We start from the raw sequence: 22,537 nt of genomic DNA, 5'->3' as shown, positions 1-22,537 counted from the left end.
GGTAGCGCAGAATGAGGTTATGCAGACCTGGGCGGAGCGGTTTCCCGACCTGTTCGCACCGGGCTACTGGGAGTGGGGCGAGCTCGACGTCCGCTACACGGTCGACGAACCGCCGGACGAGCTGATCAGCAATGTCCACGTCGTCTGCCGGACCACCGGCGGGGTCGTTGTCTGCACCAACGATCTGGGCTGGCGTTTCCTGCCGGGCGGGACCCGCGAACCCGGCGAGACGATCGAGGAGCTCGTCCACCGCGAGCTGCTCGAGGAGGCCGGCGCCCGGCTGACCGGACCGCTCACCTGGCTCGGCGCCCACCGCGCCGACCACCGCCGCCGAGCGCCGTACCGGCCGCATCTGCCGCACCCGGTGTCGTACTGGGCGAACTACGTCGCGGACGTCGTCATCGAGCAGGAGCCGACCAACCCCGAGGACGGCGAGCAGGTCACCGAGGTACTGGTGCTGCCGCCCGGGAAGGCCGCCGAGTATCTCGACGGTCAGCCCGAAGAGGTGGGCTCGATCGTCAGACTGGCTCAGGCAATGCAGCTGGTTTAGCCGCGCGCCACGGCAGCAGGACGGCGCTGAGTGTGCAGCAGATGCCTGCGACCCACAGGGCGCCGCGCATCCCGATCAGTGTCGCGAGCACACCACCGAGGGCCATGAAGGCGGGCTGCACGCACCGCGAGCTGATCGACCAGGACCCCACCACGCGCGCCATGAACCCGTCCTCGGTCACCTCCATCCGGTACGTCGCGAACGACGGGTTGAACGCCCCGGCCCCTACGAGCAGCCCGGTCTCTGCCACCGTGAGCAGCACGAACCCGCCCCACCCGTGCGGCGCCAGCGGGAACAGCAGGAGCCACGGCGCGCGCAGTACGCCGAACACCAGCAGCATCCACTGCAGCCCGTACTTGCGGGTGAGCCGCGGCGCCATCCGTGCGCCGATCACGCCGCCGATGCAAGAGATGCCGAGGAACACGCCGTAGCTCCACGCCGACAGCCCCAGGTCCCGCAGCATGAAGACGGTCAGCAGCGGCGACGTCATCATCACCGGCCCACCGAACAGCTGCGAGTTCCAGAACAGGATGCGTAGGCCGCGGTGCCGCAGGATGTAGCGCCAGCCGGCGGTGATGTCGCGCTTTCCGTCCCGCTTCACCGGCTCCGGCTCGGGTTGCCGGATCCGCCGGATGCCGAGCGCCGACCCGAGGAACGAGACCGCGTCGACCGCCAGCGTGACGGTCGCGCCCACCAGACCGACCAGCACACCGCCGAGCGCCGGCCCCACACTCAGGGACACCCAGTTGGTCTGCTCGAAGCGGCTGTTCGCCTCGGCGCGGCCCGCGGCCGGCACGAGCGCCTTCAGATGCGCGCCGCTCGCCGACTGGAACGCGATCGTCCCGGCCGCCTGGAACACTCCCGCCACGCACAGGTGCGCATAGGTCAGCACGCCGAACGCCGCCGCGACCGGCACCGAGACCAGCGCCGCGAACCGCACCAGGTCGGACGCGATCATCACCGGGCGTTTGCGCCGCTGCTCGATGACGTCGCCCAGCGGCAACGCGAGCGCCGCACCGGCCACCGCGGACAACGCGGCGAGCATCGAGACCTGGAAGGTGCTGGAGTCCAGCGCCAGGACGGCGACCAGCGGCAGCGCGCCGAGCCCGACCGCCGATCCGAACGCGCTGACCGTGAACGCGACCCACAACCGCCGGAAGTCTCGACCCAAAGACATCCCGCGATCGTAGAGAGCGGCACCGACAGAATCGGCGCAGAATCAGCGCAGGTTCAGGCCGCCGTCGAGCAGGATCACTTCGCCGGTCAGATAGCTGTTGTGGACAACGGCCGAGATCAGGTCGGCGACGTCCGCCGGCTGCGCGGCGCGACGCATCGGGCTCGAGGTTTTCCACAGGTCCTGGGCGTCGGTCCACGACGCGGTGAGCGGTGTGTCGACGAGGCCGGGGGCCACCGCGTTGACGCGGACGTCCGGTCCGAGCGCAGCGGCGAGCAGCTTCGTCACGTGGTTGAGCGCGGCCTTCGAGGCGGCGTACGCGATCGAGCTGCCCTTGGGCCGGACGCCCGCGTGGCTGGTCACGTTGACGATGCATCCGCCGGACTCGCGGAGCGCCGGGAGGGCCGCCGTACACAGCAGCCACGGCGCGATCAGGTTGACGTCGAGCAACCGCCGCCAGTCGTCAGCGGTCAGCCCGTCGAGGTCCGCGTGCGGGACCGGCCAGCTGATGCCGGCGTTGTTCACGAGTACGTCGAGACGCCCGTGCTCACGCAGAACCTCCGGTACGAGCGCCTGGGCCGCGGCGTCGTCCGACAGGTCAGCCTGGTGGTACGAGCCACCCAACTCCGCGGCCAATTCCTGCCCGGCGGAGCGGCTGGACCGCGAGTGCACCGCGACGGTCATGCCGTCCGCCGCCAGCCGCCGTACGGTCGCGGCTCCGATGCCGGACACGGAGCCGGTCACCAGAGCAACCTTCATGCGCCGTACCGCAGGCCGTCCATCAGCAGGTCGAGCAGCCGGCCCGCCTGTTCACGGTCGTCGGCCGCGGCACCGCCGACACCGCCGATGCTGGCCAGCAGGTCCTTGGCCGAGATGTCCGCGCGGATCTGGCCGGCGGCCGCGCCGGCGTCGAGCAGCGGCTGCACCGCTCCGACGAGGAGCTCGAAGCTGTGGGCGTACGGGTTCGCGCCCGAGGCGAAGACAGCACGCAGCGCGTCCGCCATGCCGCGCTTGCGGGCCATGTAGTCGATGAAGCGGTCCATCCACGCCCGGAGCGCCTGGTCCGGCGGCAGCTTGGCCAGGAGTTCCGGTGACGCATCACAGACCGCGGCCAACTCGTTGCGGTACGCCGCCTCGATCAGCAGCTCACGGGTCGGGAAGTGCCGGTAGAGCGTGCCGATGCCGACGCCGGCGTCCTTCGCGATCCCCTCCAGCGTGGCCTCCAGGCCGCACTTCGTGAACGCGCGTCCCGCGGCCGCCACGATCTGGTCCCGGTTGCGCTGGGCGTCCGCGCGCAGCGGACGCTCACTGGTACTCATCTCCCCCTCCCTCCGTGGCCTCACAAAATAGCGGACTTGATAACCGGAGGCACCTCCGGTTAACTGGAATTACCGGAGGCCCCTCCGGTTACAGCGTAGCTCGTAGAACAGGACCGACCTGATGAGCAGGATCACCACTCCTTTCACGCATGACTCCACCGCGGCCGAGGTCGTCGCCGGCGTCGACCTGACCGGTCGCCGGGCCGTCGTCACCGGCGGCGCGTCCGGGATCGGTGTCGAGACCGTCCGGGCCCTGGCCGCGGCCGGCGCCGAGGTCACCCTCGCCGTCCGGAACACCGCGGCCGGCGAACGTGTCGCGGCCCAGATCATCGAGAGCACCGGCAACAACCACGTCTTCGTCGCCCCGATCGAGCTGGCCGACCGCGCCTCCGTCCGCGCCTTCGCCGCCACCTGGGACGGCCCGCTGCACATCCTGGTCAACAACGCCGGGGTGATGGCCGAGCCGCTCAACCGGACGCCGGAGGGCTGGGAGCACCAGTTCGCCACCAACCACCTCGGCCACTTCGGGCTCGCCCTCGGCCTGCACGGCGCACTGGCCGCGGCGGGCGACGCCCGGATCGTCTCGGTCAGCTCGAGCGCCCATCTGCGCTCGGACGTGCACTTCGACGACATCCACTTCGAGAACCGCCCGTACGACGAGTGGGCGGCGTACGGCCAGTCGAAGACGGCGAACGTGCTGTTCGCGGTCGAGGCAGCCAAGCGCTGGGCGAGTGACGGGATCGTCACCAACGCGCTGATGCCGGGCGGTATCCGCACGGCGCTGCAGCGGCACGTGGACCCCGAGCTCCAGAAGGGCTGGGACAGGTTCCAGTGGAAGACGACCGAGCAGGGCGCGTCGACGTCGGTCCTGCTGGCCGCGTCGCCGCTGGTCGCCGGTGTCACCGGCCGCTACTTCGAGGACAACAACGAGGCGGTACCCAACACCGGTCAGGAATTCGGCGGCGTCGCGGAGTACGCGCTCGATCCGGAGTCGGCCACTCGGTTGTGGGACTTGTCGGAGCAGCTGCTCGCCCAGGTTTGATCACCGCACCGGCTCAGCTACGGTTCCCGCCGCTGGGCCGGTAACCTGACCGACCGTGAGTGACTTGAGCATCCGGACCATCTCGACGGACGAGCATGCGGCCTACATCGCGGCCCAGCCGTCGGCGAGCTTCCTGCAGACCCCGGGGTGGGCGGCGGTGAAGAGCGAGTGGAAGGCGGAGTCGCTCGGCTGGTACGAACCGGGCAACCCCGGCAATCTGGTCGGCGTCGGACTGGTGCTCTACCGGCAGATGCCGAAGGTGAAGCGGTACCTCGCCTACCTGCCCGAGGGCCCGGTGATCGACTGGGACGCGATCGACCTCGGTGTCTACCTGCGTCCGCTGGCGGCGCACCTGCAGGAGCGCGGCGCGTTCGGCATCCGGATGGGTCCGCCGGTGGCGACCCGGCGATGGACCGCGCAGACGATCAAGGACGCGATCGCGGGCGGGCAGCAGCCGCGGCTCGGCGACGTCCGGCCGGACGTGATCGAGCCGTCCGGCGCCACGGTCACCGACAAGCTCGGCAAGCTCGGCTGGAAGGCGCCCCGGATCGCGGAGGGGTTCGCGGCCGGCCAACCGCAGTACGTCTTCCAGGTGCCGCTGGCCGGCCGCACCCAGGACGACCTGCTGAAGGGCATGAACCAGCTCTGGCGGCGCAACATCAAGAAGGCGGACAAGCTCGGCGTCGAGGTGACGCTGGGCGGGACCGAGGACATCAAGGCGTTCCACGCGCTGTACGTCGAGACCGCGCAGCGCGACCACTTCACGCCGCGCCCGCTGCCGTACTTCGAGAAGATGTACGCCGCGATGGCCCACCAGCCGGCCGATTGCTGTGACTTCCGGATCTACAACGCCCACCACGAGGGCGACCTGGTCGCGTCGACGATCTGGGTCCGGGTCGGCGGTCATTCCTGGTACTCCTACGGAGCCAGCTCGACCGCCAAACGCGACGTGCGCGGATCGAACGCGATCCAGTGGCGCATGATGACGGACGCACTCGCGGCGGGTGCGACCGTGTACGACCTACGGGGCATCACCGACACCTTGGACCCGAACGACCCGCACGTCGGGCTGATCCAGTTCAAGACCGGCACCGGCGGCGAGGCCGTCGAGTACGTCGGTGAGTGGGACCTGCCGTTGAACAAGGCGCTCTACACCGCATTCGACCTCTACATGAGACGGCGTTGACACCATGCCCCTAGTCCTGCACGTCGATTCCGATCGATGGCGTGAACACCTGCGTTCCACGTGGAACCCCGACATCGTCCCGGTCGCCAAGGGCAACGGGTACGGGTTCGGCAACCACCGGCTGTTCGCCGAGGCCCGCGCGCTCGGCGCCCGGACGGTCGCGGTCGGCACGTACTTCGAGGTCCCCGCGGACCCCCGCGAGGACGTCGTGGTGCTGTCGCCGTGGCGGCCGTTCCTCGAGGTGCCGCAGAGCAAGAACGTGATCCACACCGTCAGCCGGCTGGCCGACCTGGTCTCGATCCCGGCCGGCAGCCGGGTGCTGATCGAGGTGATGACCTCGATGCGCCGGCACGGCATCGGCGCCCGCGAGCTGCGGCACACGATGCTGCTGAACGCGCTCGACCGGATCCGCTTCGAGGGCTGGTCGCTGCACTTCCCGATGGGCGCCGGCGGTACGTCGGCCAACCTCCGCGAGGCGCAGCAGCTCGCGAAGGCGGCGCTCGACGTCCGCAAGGGCACGCTGTGGGTGTCGCACGTACCGGCGCAGAAGCTCGCCGACATCGGTCCGGACGTGAAGCTGCGAATGGGCACCGGCCTGTGGCTCGGCGACCGCGGCGCGCTGTCGGTCAAGGCGACCGTCCTCGACGTGCACTCGGTCCGGCGCGGCGAGCGCGTCGGCTACCGGCAGCGCCGGGTGAGCGGCGACGGCCACATCCTGATCGTCTCCGGCGGTACGGCGCACGGCGTCGGCCTGGAGGCCCCGACCGCGGCGGCGACCGTGCGGCAGCGCGCGATCGCGATGGCCAAGGGCAGCCTGGACGCGGCCGGTATGGCGCTGTCGCCGTTCAGCATCGAGGGCAAGCAGCGCTGGTTCGCCGAGCCGCCGCACATGCAGGCCAGCATGCTGTTCCTGCCGTCGTCGGTGGCCCCGCCGGCGGTCGGCGACGTGATCGACCTCGACGTCCGCTACACCACGACGACCTTCGACAAGGTGTCGATGGATTGACTTCAGGTCCACCTGAAGTTGCAGCGTGGACGGTATGAGGTTTCTGGAACGGATCGAGGAAGGGCCCGGTGCGGCGGAGCTGCGCGCGACGTCGTACCGGATGCTGGCGCTGAAACGGGGCGCGACCTGCGTCGACGTCGGCTGCGGAGCGGGGCATGCGGCCGCGGAGCTGGCGCGCAAGGGCCTGAAGGTGACCGGGATCGACAGCGATCCCGACGCGATCGAGGCGGCCCGGGAGCGGGCGCCCGGGGCAATGTTTCACGTGGCACATTCCGGCGAGCTGCCGCTCGAGGACGAGTCGATGGACGGGTACCGCGCGCTGCGGCTGTTCCATCTGCTCGAGGATCCGGTGCCGACGATCGCCGAGGCGCACCGCGTCCTGCGGCCCGGCGGGCGGATCGTGGTGGGCGGGCAGGACTACGGCTTCGTCCTGATCGACAGCTCCGACCAGGACCTGACCGACGTGATCCGCCTCGGCCTCGAGTCGCGGACGGTGTCGCCGCGCGCGACCCGTACCCTGCGTGACCTGCTGCTCGACGCCGGCTTCCACGACGTCGAGGTCGCGGTCCACACCGAGGTCGTCACCGACTACGAGCTGATGGGCCCGCAACTGCAGGCAGCCGCCGGGGCCGCGGTCGAGAAGGCCCTGATCACGCAGGACGACGCCGACACCTGGCTCGCCGAGCAGGCCGGTCGCGGCCGCAGGGACCGCTTCCTCGCCGTGCTGCCGACGCTTCTTGTCGGCGGCCGCCGCTAGCGTGTCGTGGATGAGCCACAAATACGCGTTGAAAGGTGTCGTGCTGGACGCGCCCGACCCGCGGGAGCTCGAGCCGAACTACCAGCCGCCGACCTGGCCCAGTGAGCAGAGCATCCAGCAGATGCAGCTGCACCTGGACATCCAGTTGGACGACCTGGAGTCGGCGCACGAACTGGCCCTGGCCGCCGGGGCGCGGCTGATGGAGTTCCAGCCGCAGCCCGACGTCCGGGTGTACGCCGACCCGGTCGGTCACATCTTCTGCTTCTTCACCGCTTGAGGTGGCCCTGCCAGCGGACGGTCGGTAGGAGAGCGGCCGGATCGACGCGGTCCTTGTTGGCGGAGACGATGTCGAACATCGACCCGATCAGGGTCTCCGAGAGCAGGTGCGGCTGGAGGCCCAGGCCGACGAGGCCGGTGTGTTTAACGTTGTAGTAGTGCTCGGCCAGCTCGACGCGCGGGTTCTCCAAGTGCTCGACCTGCACCGGGCCGGGGAAGCACTCGGCGACCAGCTCGGCCAGCTGGGACACCGAGTAGCTCTCGGTCATCTGGTTGAAGACCCGGAACTCGCCGGAGTCCGCCGGGTTCTCGACCGCGAGCCGGATGCACTCGACGGTGTCCCGGATGTCCAGGAACCCGCGGGTCTGCCCGCCGGTGCCGTAGACGGTCAGCGGCTCGCCGAGCACGGCCTGGATGACGAACCGGTTGAGGACGGTGCCGAACACGGCGTCGTAGTCGAACCGGGTCGCCAGCCGCGGGTCCTGCACGGTCTGGTCGGTCTGCTGCCCGTACACCACGCCCTGGTTCAGGTCGGTGACGCGCATCCCCCAGATCCGGCAGGCGAACTCGAGGTTGTGCGAGTCGTGCACCTTGCTGAGGTGGTAGAACGAGCCCGGCTTCTTCGGGTAGAGCATCCGGTCCTTGCGGCCGTTGTGCTCGACCTCCAGCCAGCCCTCCTCGATGTCGATGTTGGGCGTGCCGTACTCACCCATCGTGCCGAGCTTGACCAGGTGGATGTCCGGGTTCGTCTCCGCGATCGCGTACATCAGGTTCAGCGTGCCGACCACGTTGTTGTGCTGGGTGTAGACGGCGTGCTCGCGGTCGATCATCGAGTACGGTGCGGCGCGCTGCTCGGCGAAGTGCACGATCGCGTCCGGGGCGAACTCGCGCACCACCCGGTAGACGAAGTCCGCGTCGAGCAGGTCCCCGACGTACGCCGGGATCCGCCGGCCGGACACCTCTTCCCAGGCCGCGACCCGCTGCTCGAGATCCTCGATCGGGACCAGACTCTGGACGCCCAGCTCGCGGTCGTACCCGCGACGGGCCATGTTGTCGAGCACGGCCGTGTCGTGACCGCGGTCGGACAGGTGCAACGCGGTCGGCCACCCCAGGTAGCCGTCACCGCCAAGGACGAGTACGCGCACGGCTCGGCCGCCTTCCGTCAGGGAACGTCGTCACAGTCCTTCCTATCCCGAGTACCCACTCCAGTAACGTGACCGGCCCCACCTATTCGCTGGTAATCGCCTGAGAATTTCCTCCGCACTGCCGCGGGCCGGTGCGGAGGTGCAGAATAGACCGCGATGCGCGTTCTCACCAGGATCAGGTCTCGCCGCGGCAGATGGTTGCTGTGGGCGAAGTATTCGGCATCTTCCGTGATCGCCACCGTGGTCAGCCAGCTGGCGTTCGCTCTGTGTTACTGGTTCGGGGCGGCGGCGATCGTCGCCACGCTGGTCGCGTGGCTGGCCGGTGCAGTGCCGAACTACGTGCTGAACCGCCGCTGGACCTGGGGCCGCAGCGGTCAGAAGTTGCCGTACACAATGATCGTGATCGGGTCCGCGGTCACGGCCGCCGTGGTCACGTCGGTGACCGACCACCTGGCCCAGCCCGTCGACTCGCACGCGCTGAAGACGTTGCTGGTGACCGGTTCGTACTTCGGGACCTACGCGGTGCTGTTCATCGTGAAGTTCGTGCTGTTCGACCGGCTGGTGTTCGCCAAGAGCTCGCCCGCCGCCTCTGGCGCAGTACGTACTCCCGTAACCACGTCGTCGTCATGACCCGGCCGTAGTTCGCGCCGTACACGACGCCCGGTCCCTTCTTGCTGCTCCCGTCGCCGCGCCGGCGCATCGTCATCGGCAGCTCGACCACACGGGCGCCGAGCGCGAGCGCACCGAGCAACAGCTCCGACGACTGGTACTGCGGCTCACGCAACGTGACGGCCGTCGCGAGGTCGGCCCGCATCGCGCGGAACCCGAACGACGTGTCGGTCAGCTTCCGCCGGGTCAGGATCGACGCGAGTACGGCGAACACGCGGACCCCGACCCACCGCAGCCGGCTGTCCGCGTCCTCCGCCCCGAGCCGGCGCGACCCGGTGACGAAATCGGCCCGGTCGAGCAGGATCGGCTCCAGCAGGGTCTCCAGCTCGTCGTTGTCGTACTGCCCGTCGGCGTCGGTGGTGACGACGTACTTCGCCCCGCCCTCCGCGGCCAGGTGGTACCCGAGCCGGAGCGCGGCGCCCTGCCCGCGGTTGCTCGGGGCAACACACACCTGGGCCCCGTGGTCACGGGCGATATCGGCGGTGTCGTCGGTGGCGCCGTCCACGACGACGAGGACGTCGACCGGCAGGCCGGCGCACGTACGCGGCATGTCGGTGAGGACCGGGCCGATGCCGCCGGCCTCGTTGTACGCCGCGATGACCACGACGACCGGCGCGAATTCCGTGTGCTCGAAGGCTTTGACGGCTTCGGAATCGACGGCGTCCGGGTAGTCCGCCATCGCAGGCCGCGCCTGATCCTTGCCGAGCAGAGCGCGGAGCCCGATCGCGCCTGCCAAGGGGAAGAAGATCAGTCCGGGCAGCTGGTAGCGCCACGAGAACTCGAACGCTGCTGAGCCGAGCAGAAGGATCACGCCGGCCGCAGCCGGGAACAGTGCTGCCGACCGGAGCTCTTTGGCACGAGCGACCGCAGCGAACGCGATCAGCACACACAGGGCCAGCAGTGTGCCTGACGTATAGCCGCCATGCAGCTGATAGCCGCGGAGGACGACGGCAGGTCCATGGGCGACGTGCGGCTCGGACCCTCCCCATTTCACCGCGGCCTTCGCGGTGTTGGGGTCCTTGAGGTTCGGGTAGGTGAGCTGGAACTGCCAGCGGTCCAGCGGTACGTCGTTGGGCGAGTTGGTGCGCGTCGGCGCGAAGCCCTTCGCGAAGTCCTTGAGCGCCGCCCACGTGACGTCCAGCGGTTGGTGCTTGATCACGAGATGCGCGAACTCGGTCGCCAGTTGACGTTTCGTCGTCCCCGGCGGCAACGGGCCGGGCCAGTTCGGGTCGCCGTAGTGGTTGTGGGCGTACTTGTCGACGCCGAGCCGCTGGCCGAGCGGTTCCTTCGGACAGAACAGCCGCGTGCCCTCGTCGAGCGGAAGCTTGTCGCAGTTCGCGACCGTGGCCGTCCGCCCGTACAGGATCTGGTTCTCGGCGCCGGTGAATCCCCAGCGGCCCGTCTCCGCGTGGTAGTACCCGGCGTACGCCGTGAAGACGACACCGAAACCGGCCACGGCGGCAGCGGTCCGGCGTACGACGTCCATGCGACGCTTGCGCCAGGCGTTGCCGACCACGACCAGGTACAGCACGACGGCGATCAGCAGGACCATGCCGATCGCGCGGACCGTGAACGCGGCGCCCACGAGCACACCGACGACGGCCGCGCGCCGCCAGCCCGGCGCCGCCCTCTTGCCCAGCAGAAGCCAGAGGATCGCCACCAGGATCACGTCGAACGTGGTCTCGGCCATGATGTTCTGCTCGATCTGCACCTGGTACGCGTCGAGCAGGATCGGCGCCGCGGCGAGCGCGGCCAGCCAGCGGTAGACGGTGAGCCTGCGCGCCAGCGCGTAGATCGCGACGCCGAGCAGGAGCCCGGCGAGGTGCTGCACGATGACGACGAACGTGAGTCCGCCGATCGCCACCAACGGGCCGAGCACGAAGTCGTACCCGATGGGGTTGAGCTGATCAGGGCTCAGCTTGCCCATGTTCGTCAGGTACTGGACGGAGTCGGTGTAGACGATCGCGGGCGTGTAGGCGACGGTCGCGAGGACCCGCAGGATCAGACCCAGCGTGAGGAAGACGGCGAGCAGCCAGTGCTTCCGCACCGCTCCTCGCAGCTTCCTCACTGCATTCGGAAGTAGCGCCACGTCCGAGCCAGACCGTCCTCGAGCGAAACCGTCGGCTCGTATCCGAGGTCGTTGGTGACGTCCACGACCACCGCCGGCATCTCGCCCGCCGGCGCCTCGATGTGCTCGGCCGGCACCGGCTGCTCGGTCACCGCCCGCACCGTGTCGATCATCTCCAGCACCGACACCGACCGCCCGGACCCGATGATCGCGCGGCCGTCGTACCTGGTGTCGAGCGCCCGGAGAACGCCGCTCACCACGTCGTCGATGAACACCAGGTCCCGCCGCTGCTGCCCGTCGCCGTACACCTTCACGCCGGTGCCGCTCAGCGCCGCCCGCATCATCCGCGGCACGAAGCTGTCCTTGTGCGACATGCCCGGCCCGTACACGTTGGTGAACCGCAGCGCGGCCGTCGCCATCCCGTAACTCCCGGAGTACGCCGACAACAGCATCTCGCACGCCGCCTTCGTCGCGCCGTACGGCGTCAACGGCCGCAGCGGCAGGTCGACGTCGATGACCGATGTCCCGACATTGCCCACCACCGCGTTGGTCGACGCCAGCACGAACGCCTCGACCCCGCTGCCGCGACTCAACTCCAGCAACACCTGGGTGATCGTCACGTTCTGCGCGAACGTCTGCATCGGCGCGTCCACCGACCGCAGCACCGACGTCAACGCCGCCAGATGCACCACGCTGGTGGGCCGCGTCTCGAACGCCGCGACACAGGTCTCCTGCTCGGCCAGATCCCCGGTGACCACGTGCACCCCGCCGTCCCACGAAGCATCCGGCGGCTCCCGATCGACCGCCGTTACCGGCACCCCACGCTCCCGCAGAGCCCCCACCACAGCCCGCCCGATGAACCCCGAGGCCCCGGTGACCAGCACACGTTCGTCCATGGCCATCAACCTACCTCCGGGGTGTCGATCCACCACCATGTGTCGACAGTGCGCTACGAACTATTGACCGGCGGTGACATCGCTGGGCAGGATCGTCCCCGAACGCGGGCTGACAACCTTGTCATCGGGGCCGCGTACCCACACCGGTGGACGGGGGCGTCCCGTGGTGCCGGCCGGATGTGCAAGGAGCGTGGATGAATCTCCGCCGCCCACTGGGGCTCGTCACGTCTCTCGCGCTGGTTGTGACAATGTCTGTTGCCATGACGCCAGCGCACGCCGCGTCACCTGCTGCCTCCGAGCAGCCGGTGGTGAGCGGTTCGTCGTACTTCACCTCGTTCGAGCCCGGGCAACCGCAGCCGGGCTATACCGACGCCGTCGAGACCGGCGCCGACGGGAAGCCGCGCGCCGAGGGGGTCCGCGGGCCGACGCCGACCGGGATCGGCGGCAGCGAGATGGACAAGGTCACCAAGGTGACCGCGAACGGCGAGAACACCGGTGGCGGCGAGATCGCCACCAACGCCGCCGACGGTGACAAGTTCACCAAGTGGCTGGTGTTCGAGCCGACCGGCTGGCTGGTCTATCAGACCTCGGCCCCGGTCGTGATCAAGAAGTACGCGCTCACCTCGGCCAACGACGCCGACGGCCGCGACCCGCAGAACTGGACCGTGTCCGGCTCGAACGACGGCACCACCTGGACCACGCTGGACACCCGGACCGGCCAGAGCTTCGAGAACCGGTTCCAGACCAAGGAGTACAGCTTCGCCAACGACACGGCGTACACGTATTTCAAGCTGGACATCACGCTGAACCACGGCGAGAACATCGTCCAGCTCGCCGACTGGTACCTGTCGAACGGCGCCCCGCTGCCGCAGCCCGGCCCGGTCGCCGAGTCGCGGCTGGACTCCGGCCCGACCAGTGCCTACAACGCCCGCGCCCGTGTCGGCTTCACCGGCGTGAAGTCCTTCCGGTACGCCGGGCACCAGGAGAGCGAGGGCCGCGGCTACACGTGGAACAAGATCTCCGACGTCGACCTGAAGGTCGGCAAGGACACCCGCCTGTCGTACAAGATCTTCCCCGAGCACGTCGAGGGTGACCTCAGCTACCCGAGCACGTACGCGGCGCTCGACCTCGCGTTCGACGACGGCACGTACCTGAGTGATCTGAAGGCTCGCGATCACCACGGCTTCGAGCTGAGCCCGCGCGGCCAGGGCGACTCCAAGGCGCTCTACACGAACCAGTGGAACAACGTCGAGGCCGACCTCGGCAAGGTGGCCGCCGGCAAGACCATCACGCGGATCCTGGTCGGGTACGACAAGCCGTCCGGCCCGGCCGACTTCCGTGGCTGGCTCGACGACATCCGGATCGCCGCCGCGATCAACCCGGACCGCGCGGCGCAGAAGACCGCGGCCAAGCACCCGTCGGACCTGGCGCTGACCACCCGCGGCACGAACGCCACCGGCGGCTTCTCGCGGGGCAACAACTTCCCGGCCACCGCCGTACCGCACGGCTTCAACTTCTGGACGCCGGTCACGAACGCCGGGTCGACCTCCTGGCTGTACGACTACGCCAAGGGCAACAACGAGGCCAACCGGCCGACCATGCAGGCGCTGTCGATCAGCCACGAGCCCAGCCCGTGGATGGGTGACCGGCAGACGTTCCAGGTGATGCCGTCGATCGCGGCGACGCCGACCGCGGACCGCAAGGCCCGCGCCTGGTCGTTCAGCCACGACAACGAGACCGCGCGTCCGTACTACTACGGCGTCACGTTCGACAACGGCAACGCGGCCGAGATCGCGCCGACCGACCACGCCGCGCTGCTGCGGTTCAGCTTCCCGGCCGGCAAGGCGTCGCTGGTGTTCGACAACGTGAACAACAACGGCGGGCTGACGCTCGACCCGGCGACCGGCGTGGTCACGGGCTACTCCGACGTCAAGAGCGGACTGTCCACCGGCGCCGGCCGGCTGTTCGTGTACGGCGTGGTCGACCAGAAGGTGCTTGCCTCGGGCAAACTGTCGAACGGCGGCGGCGCCAACGTCGGCGGCTACTTCTCCTTCGACCCCAAGGTGACCCAGGTCCAGCTGCGGATGGCCACCTCGCTGATCGGCACCGAGCAGGCCCGCAAGAACCTGGAGGAGGAGCTCCCGGCGGACTCGAAGTTCGGCAAGGTCAAGGACGTGGCGCAGGCTGCCTGGGATGCCAAGTTGAGCACCATCCAGGTCGAGGGCGCGACGGCCGACCAGTTGACGTCGCTGTACTCGAACCTCTATCGGCTGTTCCTCTACCCGAACAACGGCTCCGAGAACACCGGCACCGCCAAGGACCCGGTGATCAAGTACGCGTCGCCGACCTCGCCGAAGGTGGGCACCGACACGCCGACCACGACCGGCTCGAAGATCGTGGCCGGCCAGACGTACGTGAACAACGGCTTCTGGGACACGTACCGCACGGTGTGGCCGGCGTACTCGCTGTTCGCCCAGGACGAGGCGGCCGCGCTGGTGAACGGGTTCGTCCAGCAGTACAAGGACGGCGGCTGGATCTCCCGCTGGTCCTCCCCCGGCTACGCGAACCTGATGGTCGGCACGTCGTCCGACGTCGCCTTCGCGGACGCGTACCTGAAGGGCATCAAGGGGATCGACGTGCAGGCGATGTACGACGCCGCGGTGAAGAACGCGTCCGTCGTCCCGCCGTCGCAGAACGTCGGCCGTAAGGGCATGGACCTGGCCACGTTCAACGGCTACACGGCCAACACCACCGGTGAGGGCTTCAGCTGGTCGATGGACGGCTACATCAACGACTTCGGCATCGCGAACCTGTCGAAGGCGCTGTACGACAAGGCGAAGAAGAACGACCCGCGCAAGCAGGAGTACCTGGACAACTACAAGTACTTCCTCAACCGGGCCCGCAACTACGTCACGCTGTACGACCCGACGGTCGGCTTCTTCCAGGGCAAGGGCCCGGACGGTGTCTGGGGCAACTCACCGAGCACGTTCGACCCGCGGGACTGGGGTCACGACTACACCGAGACCAACGCGTGGAACATGGCCTTCTCGGCGCCGCAGGACGGGGCCGGCCTGGCCGCGATCTACGGCGGGCGCGACGGTCTGGCGAAGAAGCTCGACGAGTTCTTCAGCACGCCGGAGGACGCGCTGCACACCGGCGGGTACGGCGGCACGATCCACGAGATGCTCGAGGCGCGTGACGTCCGGATGGGGCAGTACGGCCACAGCAACCAGCCGTCGCACCACATCACCTACATGTACGACTTCGCCGGTCAGCCGTGGAAGACGCAGGCGCTCGTCCGTGAGGCGGTGTCGCGGTTGTACCTGGGCTCGGAGATCGGGCAGGGGTACCCGGGCGACGAGGACAACGGCGAGATGTCGTCGTGGTTCCTGTTCAGTGCGCTCGGCTTCTACCCGCTGCAGGTCGGCTCGCCGACGTACGCGATCGGCTCGCCGCTGTTCACCAAGGCGACCGTCCGGCTGGCCGGCGGCAAGAAGCTGGTGGTCAGCGCACCGGGCAACAGCTCCCGCAACGTCTACGTGAAGAGCGTCCGGGTCAACGGGAAGCTGTGGACGTCGACGGCGTTGCCGCACGACCTGATCGCGAACGGCGGCAAGATCGAGTTCGAGATGACCGACCAGCCGACCAAGTGGGGCACCGGCCGCAACGACGCCCCGCCGTCGATCACCAAGCCGGGCGAGGACCCGATGACGTGGCGTGACTCGACGTCCGACACCGGTGCGGTGATCGGCGCGGGCGGCACGGACGTGTCCGCGCTGATCGACAACGACACGAAGACGCAGGTCACGCTGACCGGTGCGCGGCCGACGGTCACGGTGGCCCTGCCCCAGGGTCGTCCGGTCGGCATGTACACGCTGACCAGCGGTGCCACCGGTACGGCGCCGTCCGCGTGGACGCTCGAGGGCTCGAACGACGGTACGACGTGGAGCACGGTGGACCGGCGTACCGGCGAGACGTGGGCCTGGACGTCGTACACCAGGTCCTTCAGCATCGCCTCGCCGAAGGCCTACACGCAGTACCGCCTGGTGCTCACCCCGGCAGCCGGCGCCGACGGCGTCACGCTGTCCGAGATCGAACTGCTCGGCACCCTGAAGGGCATCGAGACCGGCACCCACCCGAGCGACAAGCGCGTCGCCGAGACGAAGCCGAGCCCGACACCCTCGCAGTCGATCGACCGCAACTACGGCTGACATGACTGAGGGCGACGGCTGCGGCCGTCGCCCTCGGTACCGTCACCGGCGGAGCCTGCCCCTGAGAGGTTCCGCCGGAAGGTGAAGGAGGGGTGGCGGTCCCCGCCCGGACTGCCACCCCTTCATCTGTATCGACGCTCGAACCCTGTCGAGGGTTGCCTCACCCCAGAACTGTCCATATGCCGGACAACGCCAGGAACCAGACCAGGTTCACGGCGAGCATCCCGGCGGTCGCGGCCACCGCGAACACCCACCCGAGACCGGCCCGGAGCGCCAGCACCGGCAACGCCAGAGCCGTCGCCACACCCCCGAGTTGTACGGCGAACAGCGCGCCGCCGTGCTCGACCGCGCAGCTCACCCCGGTCGGCGGACACAGCGGGGCGCCGAACTGACGCATCAGCGCGTACGCGGCGCCTGCCAGCACGCCGACGAACACCGCCTGCAGCGCGACCCTGCCGATCGTCCGGGCTTCCATGGGATCACGGTAAGTACACGGCGGGTTCAGGGCATGAGCAGAACTACTCAGCCGGACCAGCGGCCGGTGAAGAAGCCGGCCGCCCAGATCGCGCCCAGCGGTATCGCCACGGCCAGATAGAGGCGGCCGACCCAGGGTCTGCGTCTGGCGAGCACCGCGAGCCCGATCCACAGCGGCCACATCAGCAGGGTGGCCCGGGTGAGTGAGTAGATCCAGAACGACGTACAGAACGCGCCGATCGTGGCCGCGACCCAGGCCGCTTCGCCCCAGGACCGGCGCCAGAAGAGCCAGGCGAGCAGCAGCAGCCCGATGAACAGCGCGACCAGCTCGGCCCGGAACATCCAGGTCCAGTCGCTGCGGTCGGCCGAGAAGTGGCCCTTGCTCGCGGCCTCGAAAGTGTGCACCAGCGAGGTCCACGGCCAGGTGAACTCGCGCGCCCACCCCTTCTCCTGCGCCTCCTGCCAGGCGAACCACGAGCCGTGGATCTGCTTCAGGTACGCCATGAAGCCGAGCACCGGGACGGCGGGCAGCGCCAGCCACGGCAGCGACAGCCAGTCCCGCTTCTTCGACGTGACGAACTCGACGAGCAGCGCGAAGATCAGGAACAGCCCGGACACCCGCACCGTGGATGCCAGCGCGACGAAGACGGCGGCGCGGGCCCAGCGCCCCTGCCGCGCGGCCAGCCAGGCGGGGAACGCGAACGCGCAGAACAGCGCCTCGGTGTACCCGGCCGCGAGGAAGACGCCGACCGGAGCGCAGTACCAGATCATCGCCGCGTTCGGGCCGATGCCTTTCAGCTCCGGGAACTCGTACTGCGCCAGGCGCGCGAGGTACACGCCCGCGACCGCGCTGGCGACCGCCGACACCACGATGCCGGCGGCGACGTACCCGATGCCCGTGTAGCTGACCAGCCGCACCAGCAACGGGAAGCCCGGGAAGAACGCGGCCAGCGGCGCACCAGACGGCTCGCCGTGGTTGTAGCCGAACTCCGCGACCGCCTTCAGGTGCCAGACGTCCCACTGCAGCCAGGCCCGCCACACGTTCGGGTAGTCGCTGCCCCGGTTGAACAGCAACGGCGCCGACACCGACAGCACGAACAACGCGACCCGGCTGACCAGCCACCACCCGAGCACCTCCCGGGTCATCGCCGCCGGCATCCACCGCTGCCACCCGACCCCGTCAACCCGAGCCCGCCGAGCCCGCCCAGGCCGCGGCTCGTCGGCAGCCGAACGCTCAAACACGCCCCCACCACCGCCCACCACAGTCCACCCGAGTCACGCCCCCATCGTCCCTCATGGCCGTGCCAAGAGACCTAGCCCCCGTCTGTCGGGGGCTTCTCGATGAAGGCCGGGTCCGTGACGGTGACAGCCAGTACCGACTCCGCCAGGGGTGCCGTCTGTGCTCCCGCGGCCGCCCATCCCGAGCCGCCCGCGTCGTTGAAGTAGCCGGTGCCGAGCGACGTGCGAACCACGTACGACGGCCGGTCGCCCCGATGCCCGACCTGCAGGTCGACGGTCAGGCCCCCGGCACCGTACGAGGCGAACGAGATGCGGGACGACGGCACCTTGCCGCTTCGCACGTCGTCCTTGTCGATCGGCTCCGTGCCGCCCTGCCAGGTGCCGGTGTACCCCAGCTTGCCCAGCGCGTCGTCGATCGCCAGCAACGCCCGGCCGGGGTCGGCCGTCTTCACGACCGAGAGCCGCTGCATCCCGCAGACCGAGTCGAAGGCGTCCACGCCTTTCGGCCCGCGGTTGCCGGCCCGGCACACCACCTGCTGCGCCGGATCCGGCTCGACGGCGGAGCTCGCGGCGGCGGCGATCCGCGCCTCGAGCTCCACCGCCGACCTCACCACGTCGTCGCGACGCTGCACGAACTCCGCCGAGTGCGGATCCACCAGGACCGGCCCCGACGACTCCGGCTGCCGGCAGGACGCGAGCACCGGCAGCGCGCAGACCGCGACGACCGCGGTGAGTCGGGTGATCACCAGCCCATCTTCTCCTCTACCGCATCGGCGTACATCCCGTTCCCGATGGCGTTCGGGTGGAACGACTCGGCCGACACGGTGTCGGCGGGATCGTCACCATCGGTCTTGATCGGCATGATCTGGTTCAGGCCGGTGCCCTTGCAGACCCCGCCGTCGGTGAACGCCGGCCTGGTGTCGACATAGCTGACATTGCGACCTGACTGCCGCTCGAGATCGAGTGTGGCGATCGTCGTCTCCGCGAGCAGGTTGCTCATGTCGTTCATCCAGCTCATCTCCTCGACCCCGAAACCGTCGGGACAGGCGAACGGCGTACCGTCGAAGATTCGCGGGTAGCCGGTGTAGACGATCTGCGCGTTCGGCGCCCGCAGACTGATGCGCTCGATCGCCCGCCCGATCTCGGTCTGGACCTCGTTCGCGATCAGCTCGCGTTCTTCCACGTCGAGCGTCTGCTGGTGACCCGGCCGGATGTCGTCGTAACAGTGGGCCGCGCTGACCCCGCCGCAGAACATCAGGACGTTCCCGAAGTCGGCATCGTTGCCTCCGATGCTGACGAACACGATGTCGGTGTTCTCGTCGACGTACCCGGCCTCCAGCTGGGCGATCTCGTCGTACTGGCCACCGCCGAGATAGCTCGGCTGTGTCGGTACGTGCACAGAGCCGGAGACATTGGCGGCGACCGCCCCGGAGCAGGACACGAAGTTCAGCTCGGCCTTCGTGGAGAAGGCGTCGGCGGCTTCGCCGAGCGATGCTCCGCCGAGGACGGGCGGGTGGACCCGCCGTGCCCAGGCGTTCTGCGAGCGGTGGCAGGCGCTGCGCGCCAGCTTGTCGCCGCCGTCATGGTTGGTCTCCCGGAAGTAGTCGCCTGCTCCCTCTCCGGACCCGTACGAGTCGCCGACGGCCGCGACCATCAACGGCTTGGCCGGCAGCGGCTGGAAGGCCACCGCGTCCCAGGCGATGTTCTCCTGCCGGTCGAGCGCCCACGGGTTGATGGTCGAATCGAAGTACTTGGCGTCATAGGTGCGGTTCGACAAGGTCACCGACGGACGGCCGGCGCCGAGCTGGACCACGCCCAGACTGACCCATTTGTTCGCGCCGACCGACGTGTTGACGTACCGGGCCACCGGCGGCCTGCCGTCACCTCGATCGACGACGTACTCCGCCTGTCGCGTGTTACTGGCCACGCCCGGAAGATGGACGAGTACCCGCGCCCACCCGGGCATGGCCGACCCCAGTGTCCACGTCCCGGTGACGGTGTGGCTCTGGTCGGCTTCCTGATTCCACGTCGTGTGCGTGAACCAGGCGTGGCCCTGGTACCCCAGACCGATCTGGTGGAAGTCGATCTTGGAGGTGTACTGCACTGGTTCGCCGTTCACCTCTACCGCGCCGAACTTCAGCGCGAAGGTTCCGGCCGAGTTCGAGGGCGAGCCACACTGCGGTCTGCGACTCCACGTCCCGGCCGGGACGTCGTCCACGACCTGTGCGTTGGCGGGGAGACCGCTCGCGTCACACACCGGTGGATTCTGCTCCGGATCCGGAGGTGTGTTCGCCTGGTCAGGCTGTGGCTCCGGGTAGGTCGTGTCGAAACGAGTGAGGCCGTGCCCGCAGGGATCGGCCGTGGCGTTGTTGCAGTCCTTCCACGAGACCGCGGGGTACCACCAGCACTTGTCGTCGGCGCGAGTGCAGTGCTCGCCGGCCGCGGCCGCCGGATCGCAGGCGTTCACACTCAGCGAGCAGAAGGTGGCCAGTGGCGGCTTGACCTGCAACCGCTTCGTCACCCCCGAGACCCCGCCGCTGTCGGACCACCAGGCGGCTCGGTAGCCCGCACCGAGCCGCGGGTTGTCGATCGGGAAGGCGGCCCATCCCATGATCTTTTCCGGATAAGGCCAGTCCTGTGGATGAGCCGCGTCGGAAGCCTTCTGCCGGAAGGGTGTCCGGGCCGGATCCCACAGTCCACTGAGCGGATTGTTGGTCCAGCCGAGACCCCACGGCTCGCCCGCGGTGGCCGGCTTGGGGTGGAAGCCGGAGTTGTACGCCCAGACCGCGCCGAACCACGACTCGATCCGGCTCGCCTTCGCACCGTCGATCAGGAGGCCGGCGTCGTAGAGCTCGTTCCACTTCCCGGCCAGAATCTTGGCGGCCGCGGCAATGTTGACGGTGTAGTCCAGAGCGATGGCCCGCTGCTCGTTCAGCCCGCCCCAGACTGTGTCGCCCTTGCGCATGCCGTCGGTGATCTGACCGACGCCGTACCCGCAATCCGCCTTCGAGAAGTCGATCGACCACCCGTTGCCCACCCGGCCGTAGAAGTTGCCGATCAGCGGATTGCCTGTCCAAGTCTCGATCGCGTGGCCGGAGGCCTGCCAGAGATTGGATTCCTGCGCCAGGATCCCCAGCAGGACCTGGGCAGGGATCGTGCCACCGCCGTGCAGCGCCGGCAATTGGAACTGGGTCAGCAGTTGCGGCGCGTACGAAGGGAGTCCCGATCGCTTCCAGTCCGCGGGCCGGGCCGTCTTGAGGTTGTTGTTCACAGCCTGGTCGACCGCCCACTCGATCTGCCGCGGGTTCGGCTGGTAGACCTGGGTCTGGATGTCGTTGCGTGGCACGGCACAGGTCGCACCTGCGTCGATCGGAGTGTCTGCTTCCCCGGCCGTCGCGGTCGCCTGGCTGAGCGTCAACGCAGGCGACGTACTTCCGCTGGATCCAGCCGGCAGAGGTACTTCGAAGTCTGCCGGGGTGCCGGCCCGCGTGACCGCGGAGATGACCGCCTGACCGTCCTTACCGAGTGCTACGTCTTTGACGATCAGACCGCCGTTGGCAGAGATCTGCTGCTTCCCGGCCGGTGCGAATCCGATGCCCGGGGCTACCTTCGACTGCTGCCGGGCTCCGGCCAGGAACACCTTGCCGCCAGGAGCCTGGAAGGTGGTGAGCGTGGTTCGATCTCCGGATCCGATGACCTCCGGAGTCGACAGCGAAGTGCTCAGTCGCCGCACAGTTGTGCGTTCGCCGGCGGTGTCCGACAGCACCAGCCGACCGTCGGCGACGCGAAGCCGCGACACCGCGCCGGCGAACGTCGAGCGAGGGGTCAGTTGTCCTTGCGGCCCGACCTCGACGAGTCGTCGTCCGAGCGCCGCAACGACCTTGTTCCCGATCGGGACTGCTGACGTCACCTCGCCGGACGACACCATCGGCCGGGTGGTTTTGCCTGTCGCCGCGTCGACCTTGATCAGACGTGTGCGTGGCGAGCTGCTGTGGTCGTACTGCGACAGTACGGCGGCCTCACCGCTACCGCAGCCGGGGTTGAAGTAGGCGAGCGTGCTGGTCACCGCGAGCTTGCGCACAGCACCGCTGTTGAGGTCGACGACCGCGGTGAACGCTGCACGGTCCCTCGCCACTTCGTCGTTGGTGAACCCGCGCGGCGCGTACACAACGACCAGTCGGTTACCCGAGTCGGTGATGCAGGCGTTGCCGATCCATTGATCGGTGTCGAAGCCGGGCTCGCTCAGCGATGCGATCGGCTTCCATGCGTAGGCTTCCGACTCCTTCGCCACCAGGACGTTCAGACCGTCCTTGGCGGGCACCAGAGTCCAGGCTCGGTCCGTCGACTTCTGCCAGCCGGCGCCCAGCACCTCGGTTGCCTGAGCTGCGGAAAGCTTCGACTTGTCGACGGGAGCGGGGGCGGCAGCCGGGGCCTTGGCCGGCTGGTCAACGGGCTCCGCCTCGGCCTGTTGCGGCAGCAGTCCCAGGACCACTGACACGGACAGGCCTAAGGCGAGGCTCTGACG

18 protein-coding genes are annotated in these 22,537 nt (G+C 68.9%); 8 read left to right on the top strand and 10 right to left on the bottom strand.

The genetic code is table 11. From position 1 onward, the window contains the following. Window positions 1–19 precede the first annotated feature (19 nt). Window positions 20–550: an NUDIX domain-containing protein gene (locus ABZW60_RS11655; protein WP_355475776.1), complete on the top strand. Its 531-nt coding sequence runs from the start codon at window positions 20–22 to the stop codon at window positions 548–550. On the opposite strand, the gene ABZW60_RS11650 is transcribed toward ABZW60_RS11655, so the two are convergent. Genes ABZW60_RS11650 through ABZW60_RS11640 form a run of 3 tightly spaced genes read right to left on the bottom strand, consistent with a single transcriptional unit; the run spans window position 519 to window position 3,043 of the window. Then, window positions 519–1,727: an MFS transporter gene (locus ABZW60_RS11650; RefSeq protein ID WP_355475774.1), complete on the bottom strand. Its 1,209-nt coding sequence runs from the start codon at window positions 1,725–1,727 to the stop codon at window positions 519–521. The genes ABZW60_RS11655 and ABZW60_RS11650 overlap by 32 nt on opposite strands. A 42-nt stretch (window positions 1,728–1,769) precedes the next feature. Further along, the gene (locus tag ABZW60_RS11645) at window positions 1,770–2,483 is read right to left on the bottom strand and encodes an SDR family oxidoreductase (RefSeq protein WP_355475773.1); all 714 of its coding nucleotides are present in this window, start codon (window positions 2,481–2,483) and stop codon (window positions 1,770–1,772) included. Beyond that, entirely contained in the window at window positions 2,480–3,043 is a 564-nt protein-coding gene (locus ABZW60_RS11640; protein ID WP_355475771.1) for a TetR/AcrR family transcriptional regulator, read from the bottom strand. Before ABZW60_RS11640 ends, ABZW60_RS11645 begins: the two co-directional genes overlap by 4 nt. A gap of 121 nt (window positions 3,044–3,164) precedes the next feature. On the opposite strand from ABZW60_RS11640, the gene ABZW60_RS11635 reads away from it, so the two are divergent. The 5 genes from ABZW60_RS11635 to ABZW60_RS11615 are packed head-to-tail and all read left to right on the top strand — an operon-like array spanning window position 3,165 to window position 7,311. Next, entirely contained in the window at window positions 3,165–4,085 is a 921-nt protein-coding gene (locus tag ABZW60_RS11635; protein WP_355475769.1) for an SDR family NAD(P)-dependent oxidoreductase, read from the top strand. Between the two features lie 55 nt (window positions 4,086–4,140). After that, window positions 4,141–5,271 carry a peptidoglycan bridge formation glycyltransferase FemA/FemB family protein gene (locus ABZW60_RS11630; RefSeq protein WP_355475767.1) on the top strand — a complete coding sequence of 377 codons (1,131 nt, stop codon included), beginning with the start codon at window positions 4,141–4,143 and terminating at the stop codon, window positions 5,269–5,271. A 4-nt stretch (window positions 5,272–5,275) separates the two neighbouring features. Beyond that, entirely contained in the window at window positions 5,276–6,277 is a 1,002-nt protein-coding gene (locus ABZW60_RS11625; RefSeq protein ID WP_355475765.1) for an alanine racemase, read from the top strand. A gap of 34 nt (window positions 6,278–6,311) precedes the next feature. Then, complete coding sequence (locus ABZW60_RS11620) at window positions 6,312–7,034, top strand: methyltransferase domain-containing protein (protein WP_355475763.1); 723 nt, start codon at window positions 6,312–6,314, stop codon at window positions 7,032–7,034. A 10-nt stretch (window positions 7,035–7,044) separates the two neighbouring features. Then, the gene (locus ABZW60_RS11615) at window positions 7,045–7,311 is read left to right on the top strand and encodes a VOC family protein (protein ID WP_355475761.1); all 267 of its coding nucleotides are present in this window, start codon (window positions 7,045–7,047) and stop codon (window positions 7,309–7,311) included. On the opposite strand, the gene ABZW60_RS11610 is transcribed toward ABZW60_RS11615, so the two are convergent. After that, window positions 7,301–8,455, bottom strand: a complete 1,155-nt coding sequence (locus ABZW60_RS11610; protein ID WP_355475759.1) for an NAD-dependent epimerase/dehydratase family protein — start codon at window positions 8,453–8,455, stop codon at window positions 7,301–7,303. The two genes, ABZW60_RS11615 and ABZW60_RS11610, sit on opposite strands and share 11 nt — an antisense overlap. A gap of 156 nt (window positions 8,456–8,611) precedes the next feature. Between ABZW60_RS11610 and ABZW60_RS11605 the strand changes: the two genes are divergently transcribed. Further along, the gene (locus tag ABZW60_RS11605) at window positions 8,612–9,085 is read left to right on the top strand and encodes a GtrA family protein (RefSeq protein WP_355475758.1); all 474 of its coding nucleotides are present in this window, start codon (window positions 8,612–8,614) and stop codon (window positions 9,083–9,085) included. On the opposite strand, the gene ABZW60_RS11600 is transcribed toward ABZW60_RS11605, so the two are convergent. Beyond that, entirely contained in the window at window positions 8,985–11,171 is a 2,187-nt protein-coding gene (locus ABZW60_RS11600; RefSeq protein ID WP_355475756.1) for a glycosyltransferase family 2 protein, read from the bottom strand. The genes ABZW60_RS11605 and ABZW60_RS11600 overlap by 101 nt on opposite strands. 17 nt (window positions 11,172–11,188) lie before the next feature. Further along, window positions 11,189–12,088, bottom strand: coding sequence for an NAD-dependent epimerase/dehydratase family protein (locus ABZW60_RS11595; protein WP_355475754.1), 900 nt, complete (start codon window positions 12,086–12,088; stop codon window positions 11,189–11,191). A gap of 260 nt (window positions 12,089–12,348) precedes the next feature. Here ABZW60_RS11595 and ABZW60_RS11590 point away from each other — a divergent pair, with 260 nt between their 5' ends. Next, window positions 12,349–16,299 (top strand): GH92 family glycosyl hydrolase, encoded by a 3,951-nt coding sequence (locus ABZW60_RS11590; RefSeq protein ID WP_355475752.1) that lies wholly within the window; start codon window positions 12,349–12,351, stop codon window positions 16,297–16,299. A 160-nt stretch (window positions 16,300–16,459) separates the two neighbouring features. On the opposite strand, the gene ABZW60_RS11585 is transcribed toward ABZW60_RS11590, so the two are convergent. The 4 genes from ABZW60_RS11585 to ABZW60_RS11570 all read right to left on the bottom strand — a co-directional run bounded on the left by ABZW60_RS11585 (window position 16,460) and on the right by ABZW60_RS11570 (window position 22,510). Further along, a complete protein-coding gene (locus tag ABZW60_RS11585) occupies window positions 16,460–16,774 on the bottom strand; it encodes a hypothetical protein (RefSeq protein ID WP_355475750.1) in 315 nt (104 codons plus the stop codon). Between the two features lie 47 nt (window positions 16,775–16,821). Continuing rightward, window positions 16,822–17,919, bottom strand: a complete 1,098-nt coding sequence (locus tag ABZW60_RS11580) for a mannosyltransferase family protein (protein ID WP_355475748.1) — start codon at window positions 17,917–17,919, stop codon at window positions 16,822–16,824. 167 nt (window positions 17,920–18,086) lie between these two features. Further along, entirely contained in the window at window positions 18,087–18,758 is a 672-nt protein-coding gene (locus tag ABZW60_RS11575) for a hypothetical protein (protein ID WP_355475746.1), read from the bottom strand. Continuing rightward, complete coding sequence (locus tag ABZW60_RS11570) at window positions 18,755–22,510, bottom strand: hypothetical protein (RefSeq protein WP_355475745.1); 3,756 nt, start codon at window positions 22,508–22,510, stop codon at window positions 18,755–18,757. The genes ABZW60_RS11575 and ABZW60_RS11570 overlap by 4 nt, the downstream gene beginning before the upstream one ends. Between the last annotated feature and the right edge of the window lie 27 nt (window positions 22,511–22,537).

The organism is Kribbella sp. NPDC003557 (assembly GCF_040610805.1).
GTDB lineage: Bacteria > Actinomycetota > Actinomycetes > Propionibacteriales > Kribbellaceae > Kribbella.
Note: the sequence above shows the minus strand (reverse complement) of the source record. Positions and strands in the feature narration are given on the sequence as shown.

Coding starts and splice junctions, on each gene's coding strand:
- ABZW60_RS11655 (WP_355475776.1), top strand. CDS start 20: ATGCAGACCTGGGCGGAGCGGTTTCCCGACCTGTTCGCACCGGGCTAC.
- ABZW60_RS11650 (WP_355475774.1), bottom strand. CDS start 1,727: ATGTCTTTGGGTCGAGACTTCCGGCGGTTGTGGGTCGCGTTCACGGTC.
- ABZW60_RS11645 (WP_355475773.1), bottom strand. CDS start 2,483: ATGAAGGTTGCTCTGGTGACCGGCTCCGTGTCCGGCATCGGAGCCGCG.
- ABZW60_RS11640 (WP_355475771.1), bottom strand. CDS start 3,043: ATGAGTACCAGTGAGCGTCCGCTGCGCGCGGACGCCCAGCGCAACCGG.
- ABZW60_RS11635 (WP_355475769.1), top strand. CDS start 3,165: ATGAGCAGGATCACCACTCCTTTCACGCATGACTCCACCGCGGCCGAG.
- ABZW60_RS11625 (WP_355475765.1), top strand. CDS start 5,276: ATGCCCCTAGTCCTGCACGTCGATTCCGATCGATGGCGTGAACACCTG.
- ABZW60_RS11620 (WP_355475763.1), top strand. CDS start 6,312: ATGAGGTTTCTGGAACGGATCGAGGAAGGGCCCGGTGCGGCGGAGCTG.
- ABZW60_RS11615 (WP_355475761.1), top strand. CDS start 7,045: ATGAGCCACAAATACGCGTTGAAAGGTGTCGTGCTGGACGCGCCCGAC.
- ABZW60_RS11605 (WP_355475758.1), top strand. CDS start 8,612: ATGCGCGTTCTCACCAGGATCAGGTCTCGCCGCGGCAGATGGTTGCTG.
- ABZW60_RS11595 (WP_355475754.1), bottom strand. CDS start 12,088: ATGGACGAACGTGTGCTGGTCACCGGGGCCTCGGGGTTCATCGGGCGG.
- ABZW60_RS11590 (WP_355475752.1), top strand. CDS start 12,349: ATGACGCCAGCGCACGCCGCGTCACCTGCTGCCTCCGAGCAGCCGGTG.
- ABZW60_RS11585 (WP_355475750.1), bottom strand. CDS start 16,774: ATGGAAGCCCGGACGATCGGCAGGGTCGCGCTGCAGGCGGTGTTCGTC.
- ABZW60_RS11580 (WP_355475748.1), bottom strand. CDS start 17,919: ATGACCCGGGAGGTGCTCGGGTGGTGGCTGGTCAGCCGGGTCGCGTTG.